Source organism: Streptomyces sp. NPDC015242 (assembly GCF_043079125.1).
Taxonomy (GTDB): domain Bacteria; phylum Actinomycetota; class Actinomycetes; order Streptomycetales; family Streptomycetaceae; genus Streptomyces.
The window spans coordinates 427,735-445,994 of sequence record NZ_JBIBUF010000002.1; the positions used below are offsets into that span (position 1 = coordinate 427,735).

Below are 18,260 nucleotides of genomic sequence, written 5' to 3' on the forward strand. Positions count from 1 at the left end.
TGCCCACCGTGGCGAGTGCCGTGAAGACCGCGGGCAACAGCCTGAAACATCTCTGCAGAAAACTACCTCCACGCACAAATATGGATATTTCATCCCATCGCGCAGTAAGATTTTGAGGCAGATTGGCTGCGATGTCAGCGGCAGTCCCTATCCTGTTGCCAAGCGTGCACGAATTGTGAAGGCGGGGGTGGGCCGTGGACGGGAACAATGGGCAGTCCGGCGGCAGTACTGGCTCTGCGGACATGTTGCCCGTCGCGTCTTATGAGTGGTGGCAGGCACACTTCGCCCGGCAGTACTTCGGACCCGAGCAGGCCGGCAGGCCAGTCCTGTTCTTCGTCGGCTCCTACGAGTTGGAGAGCAGTGATGTTGAGCAGGCCCGGCCTGCGCTGCTGGGCGACGCCGTCTCGGCGCTGCTGAACTGGCGGGGCAACCCGTATGAGCCGGTCGCTCTGCGCACGGAGCTCTGGAGGCATGGATCTCGCGAGGAACCCCCACCTTGCCTCCCTCTCCTGGCGGCCACGGTGTATGCGGCGGTCCAGATGCGGGCTCGACGGGGTGCCGGCGCGCCGGCGTACTACGACCGGCTCGCTGAGATCCTCAGGCCTGCCGTACCCGTGGACCACCACGTCAAGCTCCTCAAGGATCATCGGGGGACCGTCCAGCTCCTCTGGCACGATCTTGATGATTGGATGACTGCCCAGGGTGGTGAGCGGGGAGTCAGCACGCTACGGCGAGTGGCGAAGACCTCGTTCATCGACTACGCAAAGTCCCAGGCCGTCGTGCGCATGACGGATCGACCGGCCTTGGCCGAGTTTCTGCACTCCATTCCCGATGCCGCTCACGTTCCCGGTTTCCAGCTGCTGGATCACCTCAGACGCTGGAGTACGAACAAACGGGGGCTTTCCCGGCGTTTCAGAGATGCATTGGAGAACCGGGCGGACTACGAGGTGCTCGAGCCGCTCCTGGAGAAACTCGCTGCCGAGGGCATCCCCGACGTTGTGACGGAGTCCGGGCTTCGGGAGATCCGCCTGCTGGTCCGCGCACGCGATGACTTCGTCGATGGGTGGCTGCTGAGCTGGTACGCGCCGAGCGCTCCTGACGTTCCGCATGACACGCTCAGGCATTCGGTCGGCAGCATTACCGTCGACATCGCCGAGCCTGATGCCGAGCGCTACACGCTGCCTGGCAGCCTGCCCTCGATCGAGGACGCGCTGCCGGGCGGTTTCTCAGCCGCAAGCGCGACTGCAGAAGTTTGCTTGCCGCCCCGGAACCTCGTGCTCCTTGGTGAGCACGAAGAGGCGGGAGGGTTGGTAGAGGTCTCCTCCGTAGCTGTAGGAGAGCCGTATCGCCTTCTGTTCGATGCCGCAGGGGAAGCGGCAGCCCGGCGTTTCTTTGCGGAGGCAGGGGAGCGGTGGTACCGGCCGGACGAGACATCCGTCCCAGGCTGGTGCTTGACGGATGAGGTTGAATTCACTGAAGAGCAGCATCTCAGCAATGCGTTGGCTGCAGCTGGAATGAGTGGTGTGCACACGCGGGCCGGGCGGCGGGCGCGGCTCGTGGGTGGTCTCCGAGCCAAGATCTCGGGATCCATTGCGCACCATTGTTACCTCGTAGGCGGCGAACCTGACGTCGTGCTGTCCGGTGACAGCAGCGGGGAGGCCCTTCTTCACCCCAGCCTGGGAGGCAGCCCTGTGCGTCTCAGCGCCCCGGGATATGTACCGCTACGCGGACGGGACTTGCGGCCAGGGAGCTATCGCCTGGAGTACTGCGGGCAGTCCGTCAACTTCTCGCTCCACGAACTGCACGAACATCTATCCGGCACCAGGCACGTGGCGGCTCGCCACCCTGTGGCGGACGGCCGTCGCATCGCCGTACCCGTCAACGGGGACGTCCGATTTCTGACAGCGCAGGGCAAGTTCGAGTTCCCCCACCGTCCTGCGCAACCACGCTGGTGGACTGCAAGGGCAACCGGGCTCGATAAGTCAGCCCAGTGCTATGTCGACCTCCCTGAGGAGGCGGTATGGCTGGTCATCACCCCCGAAACGGGAGAGACGACTATTACGCTTCTGCAGGAGCGAGAGCCGGAAATAGGCATGCTCAGCGACGCCGCCCGGCATTACTGGGCGCGCCTCGTTCTTGTCGGACCCCGCAACGGCCAGCACAGGCGACTGTGGACTCGATACTGCACAAGCGTCCTCGCCCATGCAGCCCAGACAGGATTCCACCGTGTTCGACCCTGACCTCATTGTTGCCTGGATGGCGGAGCACCAGTCCGGGAACCTTTCACGCCTTGTCAAGAGCGTAGAGTGGGCCGCATCTCGGGACCGAAAAGCGGCCCGGAGCTGGGTTGCCCAGCTCCAGCGACTCGGGATCGCAGACATCGACTGGCAGGCCGATCGATGGAAATCGCGGCCGTGTGTACTCACCCCGCTGCCCAGTAACTTCAAGACAACCCTTCTCAGCGGTGCCCGCCCGGTGATCGCTGAGGAATACATCAGCCGTGGCGCTGTCGTGCACCGCGAGGTCTCACTGGACTGGCAGATGCCGCACCCCTCCACCGTGTGGTGGCATCTCAGCGGATCGGGCGAGCGCGAGGAACTCGCTACGTCCCTCGGTATTCGGTCCGAACCCTGCGCCGCCGACAGGCTCGCCGATACTTTGGCCGTACTGAAGCTCGGCGCGACTACTGCGCCGCCGACAGGCCGAGTGGCCGACTGGTTCAACCCGGACAGCCTCTCCTTCGAGCGGATCGAAGTGGGAGCTCAACCGCGGAATGGCCTCTACAAGGGCCATATCGACGGCAACCGGACCCGCTACGCCATCTTCGACGGACACGACTGGTACAGGAGTGATCGCTGGGAAGGCGCCTACTATGTGCTGTCGCCCAACAGCCACCCGCTCGTCTGGCGGTCCGAGTCGCGCTATAGAACCAGCAGTTCTCTCGGCACCCTTGTCGTTGGCCGCCGGATGCACCTGCCTGCCGCTCATGCCGAAGCCGCGATCCTGTGCACCGGCCTCCCACCGCGCCTCACTGGGCAGACAACGGAATATGACGGTGTTCCCTTCCGCGTCGCCGAAAAGATAGCCCGTTCCCTTCGCCGAAAGCTGGAGACCACGTGACCACGCCTGCCGGACTTGATGCCTTCAGAGCCGTGGACGCTCTGCGGGATGCCTACCTGCGCTATTACGACACGGCCTTCCGGCTACGTGATGACCACCTCCAAGCAGAACGGCGCGCTCTGCTTGAGCAGGCTGGAAGTATCTCCGCCGAGCCCTACATCGAACTGCGGCCGCAATATCGGCAGGTCGACCGCGATCTTCAGGCGTCCATGAGGGACGCTGACCCAACAGGAGAACTCGGTGCTTTCACCGCATGCGGCCTCTTCGACAGACCCGAGATGAAGCTGTACACACACCAGGAGCGCATGCTTACCGGTACCGCCGCTCCCGGGAAAAACGCGGTAGTCACCGCCGGAACGGGATCCGGCAAGACCGAGGCGTTCATGCTGCCGATCATTGCGGATCTCATCCGGGAATCTCGGTCCTGGACTGGCGGTCCGGCACCATTTGACCCCTGGTGGCAGGAGTCATCCAGGCCCTTCCGCAGCCAGCGCGAAGGAGAGAGTGGGCATCGGCCCAAGGCGGTCCGTGCGATGGTCCTCTATCCCATGAACGCCTTGGTCGATGACCAACTGGTGCGTCTGCGCCGGACTCTTGACAGCGCAACTGCCCGGGCCTGGCTGCGGGGAAACCGCCAGGGCCACCGCTTCTACTTCGGCCGCTTCACCGGGGCTACGCCTGTTACCGGTGTGCGGCCGGACGACGCCCCGAGAGGGGGGAACCGTTCCAACGGCTCGCTCGAAGAGCTGCGGAAGCATCTGAGCGCCACGGAAGCCCGGCATGCAAAGGCGGTGGAGGTCGACCGGGCGAAGATGGACCAGCAGGGGCGGCAGTATTTTGTCCCTAGTCTGGATGGCGCTGAAATGCGCTCTCGGTGGGACATGTACGACGCCCCTCCGGACATCCTCATCACCAACTACTCAATGCTAAACGTCATGCTGCAGCGGAGCCGCGACCGAGGTTTCTTCGACAGCACCGCCGAGTGGCTCGATACAACTCCCGATGCTCGCTTCACACTCGTCGTCGACGAACTACACATGTACCGCGGCACAGCCGGCACCGAAGTCGCCTACCTCATCAGAAACCTTAAACAACGCCTTGGCCTCGCAGGCCACTCTGAGAAGCTGCGCATCCTCGCCGCGTCCGCCTCACTCGACGAGAAGCGGGCAGAGGACCGGCAGTTCCTCCAGGAGTTCTTTGCCGTTGGCAAGGAGACCTTCGAGTTCATTCCAGGCCTGCCCGCTCCCCGTCCGGTGGGCCCCCCGGCTATCCAGACTGCTGCTCAGGTACTGGCAGAAGCCGCAGAACGGGACCTGACCTCTGACCAAGCCGCCGAACTCCTGAAGCAGACAGGGGCTGACACTGCGGTCTTCAAGGCGCTGGGAGGAGACGGGACTGCCGTTGCTCCACCAGCAATCCCTGCCACGGAGCTGGCCGCGAGGCTCTTCCCGGAGAGCAGTCCTCGGGGGGCGCTGACCGCGCTGCGGGGCGCCGCGACGGCCATCCGCACTGCCACTACAGGCGAAAAGCACGCACGGCCGCAACTACGGATCCATCTGTTCTTCCGCAACGTTGCCGGCATCTGGGCCTGCACGGACCCAACCTGCTCGGCAGTGTCCGCAGAGTACGCTTCGCCGGAGCGGCGCATCGGTCGTCTGTACACCGTGCCCCGCAGCACATGCGATTGCGGAGCACGGGTTCTGGAGCTCGTCTATTGCCTCTCCTGCGGCGAAGCAATGCTGGGCGGTTACGCCCCGCGCAACGCCTTTGGCCGGACCAATTTCTCCTCCTTTCTGCTCCCCGACAGCCCTGATCTGAGCCGCATTCCCGACGCATCCAGGAGCGACCGTACAGCGGACAACTACGTCGTCTACTGGCCGACGGATCAGATCCAGCGCGCCGACGACGACGGCAAGTGGACGGCAGACGGCGGGAAGGTCACCTTCGCCTTCCGGCGCAGCCGCCTGGAGCCGGGCTCTGGCCAACTTGAGAACGACGGCGAGAACTGGACCGGCTGGAGCTTCCACGTCAGGAGCCAGCGAAGCCGGGACAGCAGCAAACAACCCAAGGCCGACACCGGCCGGATTCCTGCGTTCCCCACAAGGTGCCCGTGCTGCGGTGCAGACTGGGAGCGCACATGGAACCCCGCCACGAAAGCGACGCTGCCTCCGCTAGACCCAGCCCGGTTTGTGTCCCCAATTCGCGGAATGAGAACCGGTTTCGAGAAGGTCAACCAGCTGCTCGCCGACGAGCTGGCCGAGCAGTTCCGCGAACGACGTGACCGAAAACTGCTGATCTTCACGGACAGCCGCCGCGACGCGGCGAAACTGGCGCCGGGCATTGCACTCCGCCACTACCAAGACCTCGTACGCCTCGTCACTCTCGATGAGCTGAGCAAACTCGAAGCCTCGGCCACGGGTATCGCAGCAGTCCGTGCTCTGGCCAACGGCGACAAGTCCGCAGAGGTCAAGGATGCCGTGGCACAACTCGAAGAGGTTATGCCCGAGGCGGTAAGAGAACTCCTCTTCGCCGTGATGCGCGGCGACGAGGAAGCTGTCCTGAGTGCGGAAGCCCAGCTCGCCACCGCTCCATCACTGTGGGACCTCGTACGCAGCAGAGTTCACCCGAGGCTTCTCCGGCTGGGCGTGAATCCTGCAGGCACGATGCGTTCCACCCAAGGCCATAATGGCACTGACTGGTACTCCATCTACGACTGGACGGGCGACCAGCCCAAGCTCAGCAACTATGCGAGTGCAGCCGACAAAGCAGCTGCATTCAGCTCGGAGGGCGGGCTACTCGAGAACGCTCTCGAATCGCTGTTCTCCGGCGGAGGGCGCGATGTTGAGTCCATTGGGCTCGGCTACATCTCCATCCTTCAACCGGCGCCAGACCCGACGTCACTTGGCCAGGCAAGCCTCCGGCTCCTGGCCGGCATGCGACGCTTCAACGGCATGGACCGGGATCCGCGCACCAAAGCCCCCAGCAAGCTTCGAACCTACTGGAAAGCGGTCGCCCTCCTTCGCGGCCCTGCATGGGACGAGGACAGCGTCCAGCAGGAAGCGGAGAAGGCATGGGGTAACTCCGTACGGGAATACCTCATCGACCCGGCCAAGGTATGTATCCGGCAGCCAGGCCCCACCATGAAAGTCTGCTCGACGTGTGGTTGCAGGCACCTCACCGACGCCGCTGACGTCTGCATCCGCTGTCATGCGACGCTCCCCGCCGATTCAGCCCCTGTCGAACGAGCGTGGGAGGACGACTACTACGCGTGGAAAGCACACAGCCGACGCGGTGAGTTTCCCATGAATAGCGCGGAACTCACCGGTCAGACTGGCCGCAGCGAAGCACAGGCGCGGCAGGCCCGTTTCCAGGGCGTCTTTCTTCAAGACGAAATCGAGAAGGTACACGAACTCGACCTACTCTCCGTCACTACCACGATGGAGGCCGGCGTCGACATCGGCCCGCTGTCCGCAGTTGTGATGGCGAACATGCCGCCAAGCCGGTTCAACTATCAGCAACGCGTCGGTCGCGCTGGCCGCCGGTCCAACCCGGTGGCTGTTGCGCTCACGGTCTGCCGCGGCCGCAGTCACGACGAGCACTACTTCGCCAACCCTGATGCGATCACCAACGAACCGACCCAGCCGCCGTACCTCACCCTGGACCGCAAGGAGATCTTCCAACGTGCCCTGACCGCCGAGGTACTGCGCCTCGCCTATGCAGCACTTCCCGCCATCGGCGGAACAAGCAATCCCCACGGAGAGTTCGGGCTCGCCAACTCCTGGCTCGCTGCCGAGCCGCACGTACGTGACTGGCTGACCAAACACCCAAACGAGATCACCTCGGCCGCGCGCGCCCTGACCGCGTTCACTCCCTTCGAGCACGACTCAAGCCCCGACGGTGCGTGGGTAGATCACGTCATCAAGGCGATCACGAACATCGCAGCCCAGCCTGTTGGTGCTCAGGAGCTCAGCGAGCGCCTGGCCCACGCTGGCATCCTTCCGATGTTCGGCTTCCCCACGAGAGTGCGCCAGCTCTACCTGGAACGGCCCAAGCGTTCCTATCCCTGGCCGCCGGACATGACGATCGACCGGGACATCGCCATCGCTGTCTCCGAATTCTCCCCCGGTGCCGAGTCCATCCGGGACGGCGAGGTGTACGTCGCAGTTGGCGTCACGGAGTTCGAGGCAAAATTGTCCCGCGAGCCCAGGTATATCGACGAACCCCTCGAACACCACCAGACGGTCGGACTGTGCCAGACCTGCAACTCCATCGACACCACTCCCACGGGAGATAGGGCCGTCTGCAAAGTCTGCGGATCCAGCGAGTACACCGTCGTCGACCTGCGGGAGCCAGCTGGGTTCCGAGCCCGGTACGACCGGGACTTCGACGGGAACTTCACGTGGTCACCGAGGACCGTGACCTCACGAGCGTCGGTCAATCTCCCCGACCTGACGAGGAACTCCTGGCACGAGGCAGACGTCTATGCAGGTCCTGCGACGCGCTACGTGATCAATGACAACGGCGGCAAACTCTTTTCGTTCCGCCGCGCTACCGGGAACTGGGGCGGATACATCGCCACCACGAGCGTCGACCAGACGAAAGGCTTCGGAGCCCACGGCGATCCCTTCGAGGTAGCACTCAGCACACGACTCCAGACGGACTTCCTATTCATCGGCCCCCAGGCAACCACCGACGCTGAACGCGGCCTTCGGCTCAACTTCACCCAGGAATCGAATCCGCTGTACGCGCAGGACCTGAGCGAGGGCCGCCGGGCTGCCTGGTATTCCCTCGCGTTCCTGCTCCGCGCAGCGGCAGCACTGCATCTCGATATGGCTCGGCAGGAGCTGGTCGCAGGCGTGCACACGGGCCCTCACTCGGATGGCCACGCCATGTACGCCTTCCTCGCTGATTCCCTAGAGAACGGGGCCGGCTTCAGCACACACCTGGGCACGTCGCCGGGTCTTGCCCCCTTCATGGACGACGTCACCGAACTGATCATGGAGCTTCGGAAGCCTGGACATGCAGGCATCTGCAAGTCCTCCTGCCCCCGGTGTCTGCGCGACTACTCCAACATGGCGGTTCACCCCCTACTGGACTGGAGGCTGGCCGCGGATCTGCTTGAGGTCCTGCGCAGTAGCAACCTCCCCGACGACGCGCAACGCGGCGCCCGGTCGCTCTCCGCACTCCAGTCGCTCTTCGGAGGGGAAGTGCTATTGGAGGGACCGACTTCAATGCTCCAACTGACCTACCGCAGGGAGCCGTGGGTGGTCATTGCTAAGCATCCGCTCGAGGCATGCGAGGGGAGGCTAGTCAGCCCTCGGCTCGACACTGCTCTGAACGCCGCGCGAGCGCACACTCAGAACGCTTCACGGGTCCTTGTCGCCGACTGGTTCACCCTAGAGAAAAGCCCTGTCCGCATCCTGGACTGCCTGGAGGCTGCCCGACGACGGTGACAGATGTGGGCCGCGGGTCTCCGGATGCTGTGTCCTACCGGTACTACAAGCTGCAACTTAGAAGGCTCTGACATCCACGGCTGACCTCAACGACGCCGGACGAGGGGCGTACGCCAGCGCCCCTGTCCGGCCGTCGCACCAGTCGGCGGCAGCAGGCGGACCGCGATCGGATCCAACTCCTAGGTTCTCCGAGAACCGTGGACCATTCGTGGACTCACCCCGTCTGATGCGCCACGTGCAGGGCCGTGACCTGCCGCGTTGCCCAGGACCCAAGCGGCCTCCGGAGCCGTGTGCGCAGGTTCGAATCCTGCCGGGGGCACCAAGCATGAGGTGCCCAAGGACCCCGCCACCAGCGGAAACGCTGAGTGCGGGGTCTTCGCGTATGTGCAGGCGTGCACGGCCCGGAGTCATGTCCGCGTATGCCGACAGCCCCGTCTTGACTCCCTGATCCTGCCTACTCAACAGCGTGGTCACATCCGCCCGGCTCAAGGCAGTGTCCGGCTGCGAGTGTCGGCGATGGGTAGGAGGGCGACGAGCAGGCGAAGGACTTGGCGAGTTCGGAGGCCGGCTTCCGTTCCAGGTACCACTTCGTGAGCATCAGAACAGCACCAGTGCGTGCAGGACCTTACGCTGGCCATCCCGGCGAACGATCACCGGACGACCCGTTTGTTCTCATCCCATGCAGCTCAATTGACGGGCATTCAGTCGGGAGTTGATGCGGCGCCCCCGTCGTTCTGCGGCGTTCACCTGGTCACCGGAGTGACCGTCGCGGTCGTGCCGGTTCCTGCGGAGTGCGGTTCACGGCCGGGCGGTGTCCGCGCCGCTGCCCGGCCGTAAGGCGACGCCTCAGCCGTTGATGAAGTCGCGCACCTGGCCGTAGACCGTCGGATCCGAGCCGATGGTGTTGTGACCGAGACAGGCGGCCTGGGTGTTGGTCGCCCCGCTCAGGGAGACGCTGCTGTCCGGGTTGATGATGGTGTCGCAGGGCGACCACCAGGTGCCGTAACGCGGGGTGCCCGGGGTCTCGTCGCCGGAGTTCAGCGAGGTGAGGAAGGCGGACCCGATGCGCATCTCGAAGCAGGAGGTGTAGCCGCAACCGTTGGCCCAGTCGGTGCCGTGGTTGGGGCCGGCCAGCGAGACCCAGGCATCGATCTTTCCGCTGCCTCCCAGGTTCTTGGCGTAGTACCGGCTGGACAGCCCGCCCATGGAGTGGGTGACGACGTCGACCTTGGATGCGCCGGTGGCCGCCAGCAGGCGATCCACCTCGGCTGCCAGTTGCTGGGCGGTGGTGGCGTTGGACTGGCGCCAGTCGTAGCTCCACTGGTCCAGGTGGGACGACGGCCAGCCGTCGGCTCGGAAGGCGTCGGCCATGGTGTTCCAGTAGGAGCCGGACGAGCTGTATCCGTGAACGAACAGGACAGGGTGGCTGGGCGGGCCGAAAGTCGATGCATCGGCGGCGAGGACCGGAGCGGCGGACGTGAATGCGAGCAGAGTGCTCACGACGGCGGGAAGCACGTACTTCTTCAACGCGTACCTCTGGTGATCGGCGGCTCTGTGGGGGAGGCCGGGAGGAGGTTACTTCCCAGTAGGTCAGCAGAGTCAATAGCCGTGCGGGAATTGGCGCAGTGCCTGCCACCTGCGGTTTCGCTCCATGTCGTAGCGTTTATGAGCGTGGCCGTCGCGGCCGGACCCGAGCCTCCGGCCGTGCGCGGTGGGCTTCTGGAACGGTCGAGGGCCGCAGGTCGAGGACCGGCTGGACCGCAGCCACGCGTCACTGGCGCGCACCATGCCTGAGCGCCTGTCGTGCCGCGCCCCGGAGTGGCGTGCGCCGTGCCGCAGATTGTCACTTTCGCCCCATAGGAACCGTTGTTCTACCGTGGAGAGGAACGACGCTGCTCACCCCCTCACCCCCATCGAGGTGACGGTCATGACCGAGACCACTCAGCGCACGCAGCAGAACGGGGCCACGGCATCGCAGGGGCAGAGAGGTGCTCCTGAGACCCGGGGCAGTACCGCGATCGCCGACACGGTCGTCGCGAAGATCGCCGGGATGGCCGCCCGGGAAGTGCCGGAGGTGCATCACCTGGGTGGCGGGATGACCCGGGCCATCGGCGCCGTGCGCCAGCGTGTGCCGGGCACCGGTTCCGGCAGTGGTGTCACCCAGGGCGTGAAGGTGGAGGTCGGCGAGCGTCAGGCCGCCGTCGATCTCGACGTCGTCGTCGAGTACGGCGCCGCCATCGCCGACACGGCCGCGGACATCCGGAGCAACGTCGTCAACGCGGTGGAGCGGATGACCGGTCTCGAGGTCGTGGAGGTCAACATCGCCGTCGGCGACGTCCATCTGCCGGACGAGCCGGAGGACGAGGAGTCCGGGGCCGGGCAGGAGGGCAGGCGCGTGGCCTGAGGGCCTGCCTGACCGGCTGACCGGCTGACGCGTCAGGACACAGTGGGTGCCGCGCCGGGTGTGGCGGTGACGCGTGCGCGCCGGCCGTGGGCGCAGTGGACGACGCGGTCGCCGAGGCCGAGCCGGTCGGTCTCGGCCAGGAACGCCGACAGCGGTGAGCGCATCACCGTGTAGTCGCCGTAGTGGACCGGCAGGACGAGGCGGGGGCGCAGGCGGCGGGCGAGTTCGGCGCCCTGCGCGCCGTCCATGGTGACGACCAAGCCGCCGGGGAGCGTGGTGCCGCCCAGGTGCAGGACGGCCAGGTCGGCGGCGGGGAAGTGCCGGGTGATCTCGTCCAGGCCGTCGTGGAGGACGGTGTCGCCCGAGACGTACAGGCGCAGGCGGGGCGGGCCGCCGGTGGGGCCGAACTCCAGCATGCTGCCCATGACCGGCGGCAGGAGCGTGCGCAGCGCCGGGTGGCCGGCGTGGCGGCCGGGCAGGGCCGTGACGGCGACCTGGGCTCCGCCGCGTTCCAGGGTGAGGGACGTCCAGGTGCGCAGGCCGGCCGTGCGGGGGAAGCGGTGCAGGACCCGCAGGCGGCGGGCCGCGTGCGGGGTGGTGAGGATCGGCACCGAGTGGTCCAGGTGCCTGCGGGCCCGGCGGTCCCAGTGGTCGCCGTGCAGGTGCGAGAGCACGATCCCGTCGAGGCGGGGCAGTTCGCTCACGTCCAGGGCCGGTTCCGTGAGGCGGCGGCTGAGCAAGCCGTACCCGAGGTAGGCGTACTGGCCCCGGTGGAGGAAGTTCGGGTCGGTGAGCAGGGTGAGCGGGCCGTAGGACAGCAGCACCGTCGCGTTGCCGATGAAGTGCACGTCGAGGGTGTCGTCGGCCGTGTCGCTCTCGGTGCCGGTGGCGTGGTCCGGCGGTCGCGGCATGGTGCTCTCCCGTCTCCCCCACAGGGGCGTCTCCCTTGCAGGGCCGTCTCCCCCACAGGGCCGGGTACCCGGCCGGCGTCGATCAGGCCGAACGCTTGCGGGGCGTCGACTTCTTCGCCGGTGTCTTCTTCGCGGTGCTCTTGGCCGCCGTCTTCTTCGCGCCCTGCGCCGACTTGGCGGTCGACTTCTTCGACGAGGCCGTCGTCTTCTTGGCGGCCGTCTTCTTCGCCGTGGACGTCGACTTCTTGCCGCCGGTCTCCTTGGGGGCCGCGCGGGACGTCTTGCGGGGCAGCGGCTTGACCTCGGCGTGGTCCCCGGCCTCCTCGCCGCGGGACTCGCGGGCGGCGCGGACGCTGTTCTCCAGGGCCGCCATCAGGTCCAGGACCTTGCCTCCGGCGGCGGGCTCGGGCGCCTGGGGCGGGGCCTCGCCCGCGACCTTCGCGGCGATGACCTCCTCCACGGCCTCGCGGTACTCGTCGTGCAGGTCCTCCAGGTCGACCTCGCCCAGCGTGTCCATCAGCGCGTCGGCGAGGTCCAGTTCCTTGTCGCGGACCGTGACGTTCGTGTCGGGTGCGAGGCCCTCGGGGGCGCGTACCTCGTCGGGCCACAGCAGGCCGTGCATGGCGATCGCGTCGCCGACCACCCGGAGCATGCCCAGCCGCTCCCTGCCGCGCAGGGCGAACTTGGCGATCGCCACCTTGTTGCTGCGCTTGAGCGCCTCCCGCAGCAGGGTGTACGGCTTCGCCGCGGGAGCCCCGCTCGCCTGGAGGTAGTACGCGGCGTCCATCTGGAGGGGGTCGATCCGGTCGGCCGGCACGAAGGCGACGATCTCGATCGTCTTGGCGGTGGGGAGGGGCAGGCTGGACAGGTCCTCCTCGGTGATCGGGATGATCGAGCCGTCCGCGTCCTCGTACCCCTTGCCGATCTCCCCCTGGGTGACCTCGCGGTCCTCCAGTTCGCAGAATTTGCGGTAGCGGATGCGGCCGCCGTCCTCGGTGTGGATCTGGCGGAAGGAGATCGAGTGGCTCTCGGTGGCGTTCACCAGCTTGATCGGAATGCTGACCAGGCCGAACGAGATGGCGCCGTTCCAGATGGATCTCACGTGCTGCACCCTTCCGGTCACGCTCGGGAGCGTTCGTCATGGTTTGCGTGGGATTCTTATCGTATGGCGCCTATCACAGTGGTGGAGGGGCGACGGCTCGCGCTCAGCAATCTGGACAAGGTGCTCTATCCCGCCGACGGCTTCACCAAGGGCGAGGTACTGCACTACTACGCGACCGTCGCCGAGGTCCTGCTGCCGCACCTGCGGGACCGGGCGGTGTCCTTCCTGCGGTATCCCGACGGGCCGGACGGGCAGGTGTTCTTCACGAAGAACGTGCCTCCGGGTACGCCCGAGTGGGTCGTGACCGCCGAGGTGCCGCGGGTGGAGGGGCCGTCGCGGATGGTGCTGGTGCAGGACCTGCCGAGCCTGATGTGGGCGGCCAACCTGGTCACCGAGTTCCACACCCACCAGTGGCTGGTCGGCTCCCCTGACGAGGCCGACCGTATCGTCTTCGACCTGGACCCGGGGGCGCCGGCCGGGATTGTGCAGTGCTGCGAGGTCGCGCTGTGGCTGCGGGAGCGGCTGGCGCGGGACGGGATCGAGGCCTACGGCAAGACCTCCGGCTCCAAGGGGCTGCATCTGCTCGCCGCCGTGCGCGGGGCCTCCTCCGAGCGGGTGTCCGAGTACGCCAAACAGCTGGCCGTGGAGGCGGAGAAGGCCATGCCGCGGCTGGCGCTGCACCGGATGACCAGGAGCCTGCGCCCCGGGAAGGTGTTCGTCGACTGGAGCCAGAACGCCGCCCGCAAGACGACGGCGACGCCGTACACCCTGCGCGCCCGGGCCGAACCGACCGTCTCGGCGCCGGTGACCTGGGAGGAGATCGAGGAGTGCCGGGCACCTGGCCGGCTGGACTTCCACGCGCGGGACGTCGCTCCGAGGGTGCAGGATTTCGGCGACCTGCTGGCGCCGCTGCTCGACGGGGAGCGGGCCGGGGAGCTGCCGTAGGCGGGGCGGGGGCCGACTGGCAGGGTGGGGCGAGGGCCGACTGGCAGGGTGGGGCGAGGGTCCACTGGCAGGGTGGGGTGGGAGGGGCCGTGGCGGGCTCACGGTGTCCGAGGGCGGCGGGGAGTGGCCGAGGCGGACCCACGGGTGTCCGAAGACAGCGCGGAGCGGCCGGAGCAGGCCCACGGGTGTCCGAGGACAGCGCAGAACGGCCAGGGCAGGCCCACGGTTGTCCGAGGACAGCGCAGAACGGCCAGGGCAGGCCCACGGGTGTCCGAGAGCGGCGGGAAGGGGCCGTCACGAGTCCAGGGATGTCCGGGCCTCCGGGCCTCCCGAGGGCGGCGGACAGGGCTGCCTGGCTGCTTCCTCAGACCCTCGCCCACGTGTTCCGGTCCCTGGCCATCGCGTGCAGGCCCTCCACGTCCGCCGGTTTCAGCACGCCCCCCTGCCGGGCCAGGTCGGGCAGCTGGGTGTCGGTCAGGACGTGGACATCGCGGGGCGCTTCCGGGACGGTCACTGTCGCCGGTTCCACCAGCGCGAGGACCGGGCGGACCTCGGCCGTCAGGGCGTAGGAGGCCCGGTCGGCGGCGGCGCGGACGCCGCGCAGGAGGGGGAGGGGATCGCGGCGGCCCACGGTGACCACGGGGTCGGCGACGGTCACGCGGTGCCGCCGGGCGTGCAGCGTGTGCAGGGCGAACAGGCCGCCGGGGCCGATCAGCAGGTGGTGGACGCGGTCGCCGCCGGGGAGCGGCACCGAGTGCAGGGCGTGCCAGCCCGCGCCGTCCAGCCGGTCCAGCGCCTCCCCGACCCGCTGCTCGGCCTCCAGGGCCCGGCGGCGCGGGTCGGGCCGCAGCCTGCGGGCCGGGCCGGGGTCGCGGTCGAGGGCGACGAGCAGGGCCTCGCCGGGGCGGTTGGGGGCCAGGTCGTCGTCGGGGTGGAGGGTGAGGCGGGCCAGCTCGGCCGGGGTGGGCACGGGAGGCGGTCCGACCGTGACCGGGCCGGTGATGAAGGGGCCGAGGGCCCTCATGACGTCGTGCTCGCGGTCCGCGCCGAGCAGGTTGACCCGGGACGCCTCACGGTCGTACCAGGCGATGTTCCTGCCGTCCGGGAGACAGACGTACAGCCGCTCACGGCCGTGCCGCCAGGTCGGTACGACGCGCAGTCCGTCCATGCAGCATCACCCCCGACCATGGGAACAGGCGGGGTGCTGCCGGTGCAAGAACCCGGATACCGTGGGGAGCAGTTGGGCCTGCCGGCAAAGTGGCCGCCGGACGGCACGGCGTGCCCGGTCGGCGCCGCGCCGGCCTCCGGCGTGAGGGTGGGAGGCGCCGTTGCGTACCCGCAGTGAACCCGACGTGCCGACTCCGCAGAGCGCGTGGGACGAGGTCGTCCCGGGCCTGTGGATGGGCGGGCACGAGTACACCGGATCCCTGGGCCGGTCGGAGCTCGCGGTCGTGCGGGACGAGTTCGACGTGGTGCAGACGCTGCTGCGGCTGCCGGGGCACGGGCCTGATCCCGGCGTGCGGCACCACGTGTGGCCGATCCCCGACGGGCCGCTGGACGGCACGCAGCTGGCGGGGGTGATCCGGCTGGCCGAGGCCGCCTGCGAGGCGCTGGAGGAGGGCCGTACGGTCCTGGTCCGCTGCTTCCACGGGTACAACCGCTCGGGTCTGGTCGTCGCGCACGCCCTGATGCGCCGGGGCTGCTCGGCCGAGGAGGCGATCCGGCTAATCCGGGAGCGCCGTTCGCCCTGGGCGCTGCACAACGACCTGTTCGTCGCGTACCTGCGGGCCGGGCTGGCCACGGCCCGGCTGCTGGAGGAGCTGACCGAGTAGCACGGCACACGGGGCACACGGACGCCCTCGCGCGCAAATGGGACTTCCCCGCGAATAAGGTGTACGGGGCCGACGGTCGTGTCCGCGCCACGTGAGGAACCGTGAACCGTAGGAGTGCAGTGCCCCGCAGCCGCCCCGGAAGCCGTCCCGGCCCCCGCGCCCGGGGTTCCGTCGCTCTCCGGGCCGCCGCCCTCGTCCTGCCGGCGGTGCTCGCCGTGACGGGGTGCGGGGACGCCGGAGGGCTGGCGGGCGCGGGGCCGACCCCCACGGCGGCCGGCCCGGTCCGGCTCTGGCCCGAGCTGACCCCGGCATCCAGTCCGGCCTTCGAGATCGGCGAGGTGAACACCGAGCCGGTCAAGGGGGTCGACGTCCCCGCCGGGGGCGACATCCGCCGGGTGGACCCGGTCGGCATCGTCCGGGCCGAGATCGACGCGCACCGCGGCGACTACGCCGGCGCCAAGGCACCGCACCGCGACACGAACCGGCTGATGGCCGAGTGCGCCGACGGCCCGGGGCACGGGACGTGCCCGGTGCTGAAGCCGTACTACCGGGATCTGACCGGCGACGGGCGCGACGACCTGACGCTGGGCTTCCGGCTGCTGCCGGGCAAGACCACGGCCGTGCGCGTCTACACCGTCGAGCGGCACCGGCTCCTGCAGGTGATGGCGTGGGAGGACGCGCTCAGCGGTGTCGAGCTGGCGGGGCGTTCCCTGGTCATCCGGTCGCCGTCGGAGGTCGCGGGCTACGAGTACCGCCTGCAGTGGACCTGGGACCGGGACCAGCGGGCCATGCTCCTCACCCACGACGAGATGCTGCGCACCGGACCGCGCGGGCACTCCCGGCACCCGTCCGCCTCCGGCTCCGGCTCCCCGCCGGCCTCGCCCTCCGCGTCGGCTTCCGTCTCGCCCTCCGTCTCGCCTTCCGCGAGCGGCGGATGAGAGCCGCGCTGCCCCGGTGGTGGGGGACGCTCGCCGTGAAGGCCGCCGTCTTCATCACGGTGATGTGCTGCGCGCTCGCCGCGCTGCTCGGTGTCCTGGTGCACGTGCAGGTGACGAACCAGACCGTCGGCCAGGCCCGCGACCAGGCACTGCAGCGGCTGGCGCAGGCGACGGAACGGTACGAGGCCGGGGACGCGCTGCGGCGCGGCGCCGGGGTGGATCCGCCGGGGCTGCCCGGGCCGCTGCGGGAGCTGGCGGCGGGCGGGGAGCGGGGCACGATGGTCGCCGACCTGGAGGGGCGCCCCACGATGTGGGCGGCGGGCCCGGCCGACGGGGGCCGGGCCCTGGCGGTGGCGGTCGACTACGCGCAGCAGGCGCGCACCATCGACGGCCTGGACCGGGCGATCCTGTGGTCGTCGGCGCTGGCGATCGGGGCGACGCTGCTGGTCGGCGCGTTCGCGGTGACCCGGGTGACGCGGCGGCTGCACACCACGGCGCTGGTGGCCCGGCGGATCACAGCGGGCGACCTGGACGCGCGCGTGAACGACCCCCGCACCCGGCCCCGCCCACAAGAACCGAAGCGTCCCGACGCCCAGGGGCGCCCCGACGCGTCGGGCCGTCCCACCGGGTCGGGCCGTCCCACCGGGTCGGGCCGTCCCACCGGGTCGGGCCATCCCAGCGTGCCGGGGCACCCCAGCCCTCCGGGGCGCTTCAGAGCTCTGGCGCGCCTCAAGGCTCCGGCGGGCCCCGAAGCTCCGGCGCGGCCCAAGGCCTCGGCGCGCCCCAAGGCTTCGGCGCGTCCGCAGGACGAGGTGGCCGCGGTCGCCGCCGCGCTGGACTCGATGGCCGCGTCGCTGCAGCGCAGGCTGCTCGCCGAGCAGCGGTTCACGGCGGACGTCGCGCACGAGCTGCGCACCCCGCTGACCGGGCTGCACGCGGCGGCCGAGCTGCTGCCGCCGGGCCGTCCGACGGAGCTGGTGCGCGACCGGGTGGCGGCGCTGCGCACCCTGACCGAGGACCTGCTGGAGATCTCGCGGCTGGACACCGGGCGGGAGCGGCTGGAGCTGGACACCGAGTGGCTGGGGCCGCTGGCCGAGCGGGTGGTGCGCGCCTCGGGCAGCGGCACGCGGATCGTGGTCGTACGGGACGTGTCCGTGGAGACGGACCGGCGGCGGCTTGAGCGGGTGCTGGGGAATCTGGTGGCGAACGCGCACCGGCACGGGCGGGCGCCGGTGGTGCTGACCGTGGACGGGCCGGTGGTCACCGTGCGGGACCACGGGGACGGTTTCCCGGAGTACCTGGTGGCGCACGGGCCGCAGCGGTTCCGTACCGAGGGGGGAGCCCGGGGGCACGGGCTCGGGCTGACGATCGCGCTGGGGCAGGCCGAGGTGCTGGGGGCGCGGCTGGAGTTCGCGAACGCCCCGGACGGCGGGGCGGTGGCGACCCTGTACCTGGCGGTGGACTGAGCCGTCGGGCCGGTCCTCCTATGGCCCACTGTGAGGGGCGCCCCCGGCCAGCCGCTCCTAACGTGGCGAATAGTCAGCTTCGGCACCTT

12 protein-coding genes are annotated in these 18,260 nt (G+C 68.7%); 8 read left to right on the top strand and 4 right to left on the bottom strand.

Annotation, left to right across the window (positions count from 1 at the left end; translation table 11 throughout):
• The first annotated feature begins 194 nt into the window (after window positions 1–194).
• The 3 genes from ACF07N_RS07375 to ACF07N_RS07385 are packed head-to-tail and all read left to right on the top strand — an operon-like array spanning window position 195 to window position 8,573.
• Window positions 195–2,240 (top strand): hypothetical protein, encoded by a 2,046-nt coding sequence (locus ACF07N_RS07375; protein WP_392109496.1) that lies wholly within the window; start codon window positions 195–197, stop codon window positions 2,238–2,240.
• Complete coding sequence (locus ACF07N_RS07380; protein ID WP_392109499.1) at window positions 2,227–3,120, top strand: hypothetical protein; 894 nt, start codon at window positions 2,227–2,229, stop codon at window positions 3,118–3,120. The genes ACF07N_RS07375 and ACF07N_RS07380 overlap by 14 nt, the downstream gene beginning before the upstream one ends.
• Entirely contained in the window at window positions 3,117–8,573 is a 5,457-nt protein-coding gene (locus tag ACF07N_RS07385) for a DEAD/DEAH box helicase (RefSeq protein ID WP_392109502.1), read from the top strand. The genes ACF07N_RS07380 and ACF07N_RS07385 overlap by 4 nt, the downstream gene beginning before the upstream one ends.
• Before the next feature lie 846 nt (window positions 8,574–9,419).
• Here ACF07N_RS07385 and ACF07N_RS07390 read toward each other — a convergent pair.
• Window positions 9,420–10,088: an esterase/lipase family protein gene (locus ACF07N_RS07390; protein WP_392111062.1), complete on the bottom strand. Its 669-nt coding sequence runs from the start codon at window positions 10,086–10,088 to the stop codon at window positions 9,420–9,422.
• A gap of 412 nt (window positions 10,089–10,500) precedes the next feature.
• On the opposite strand from ACF07N_RS07390, the gene ACF07N_RS07395 reads away from it, so the two are divergent.
• Window positions 10,501–10,977: an Asp23/Gls24 family envelope stress response protein gene (locus ACF07N_RS07395; protein ID WP_383323727.1), complete on the top strand. Its 477-nt coding sequence runs from the start codon at window positions 10,501–10,503 to the stop codon at window positions 10,975–10,977.
• Window positions 10,978–11,009: 32 nt separating this feature from the next.
• Here the strand turns inward: ACF07N_RS07395 and ACF07N_RS07400 are convergent, their stop codons facing one another.
• Window positions 11,010–11,888 (bottom strand): MBL fold metallo-hydrolase, encoded by an 879-nt coding sequence (locus ACF07N_RS07400; protein WP_392109506.1) that lies wholly within the window; start codon window positions 11,886–11,888, stop codon window positions 11,010–11,012.
• 82 nt (window positions 11,889–11,970) lie between these two features.
• Window positions 11,971–12,999: a Ku protein gene (locus ACF07N_RS07405; protein WP_383324994.1), complete on the bottom strand. Its 1,029-nt coding sequence runs from the start codon at window positions 12,997–12,999 to the stop codon at window positions 11,971–11,973.
• A 54-nt stretch (window positions 13,000–13,053) separates the two neighbouring features.
• Here ACF07N_RS07405 and ligD point away from each other — a divergent pair, with 54 nt between their 5' ends.
• Window positions 13,054–13,935: a non-homologous end-joining DNA ligase gene (gene ligD, locus ACF07N_RS07410; RefSeq protein WP_392109509.1), complete on the top strand. Its 882-nt coding sequence runs from the start codon at window positions 13,054–13,056 to the stop codon at window positions 13,933–13,935.
• 364 nt (window positions 13,936–14,299) lie between these two features.
• On the opposite strand, the gene ACF07N_RS07415 is transcribed toward ligD, so the two are convergent.
• Window positions 14,300–15,103, bottom strand: coding sequence for a nuclease-related domain-containing protein (locus ACF07N_RS07415; protein ID WP_392109512.1), 804 nt, complete (start codon window positions 15,101–15,103; stop codon window positions 14,300–14,302).
• 160 nt (window positions 15,104–15,263) lie between these two features.
• On the opposite strand from ACF07N_RS07415, the gene ACF07N_RS07420 reads away from it, so the two are divergent.
• The 3 genes from ACF07N_RS07420 to ACF07N_RS07430 all read left to right on the top strand — a co-directional run bounded on the left by ACF07N_RS07420 (window position 15,264) and on the right by ACF07N_RS07430 (window position 18,171).
• A complete protein-coding gene (locus tag ACF07N_RS07420) occupies window positions 15,264–15,767 on the top strand; it encodes a dual specificity protein phosphatase family protein (protein ID WP_383323739.1) in 504 nt (167 codons plus the stop codon).
• 119 nt (window positions 15,768–15,886) lie between these two features.
• Window positions 15,887–16,705, top strand: a complete 819-nt coding sequence (locus ACF07N_RS07425) for a hypothetical protein (RefSeq protein WP_392109515.1) — start codon at window positions 15,887–15,889, stop codon at window positions 16,703–16,705.
• Window positions 16,702–18,171, top strand: a complete 1,470-nt coding sequence (locus ACF07N_RS07430; RefSeq protein ID WP_392109518.1) for an ATP-binding protein — start codon at window positions 16,702–16,704, stop codon at window positions 18,169–18,171. Before ACF07N_RS07425 ends, ACF07N_RS07430 begins: the two co-directional genes overlap by 4 nt.
• Window positions 18,172–18,260: the final 89 nt, after the last annotated feature.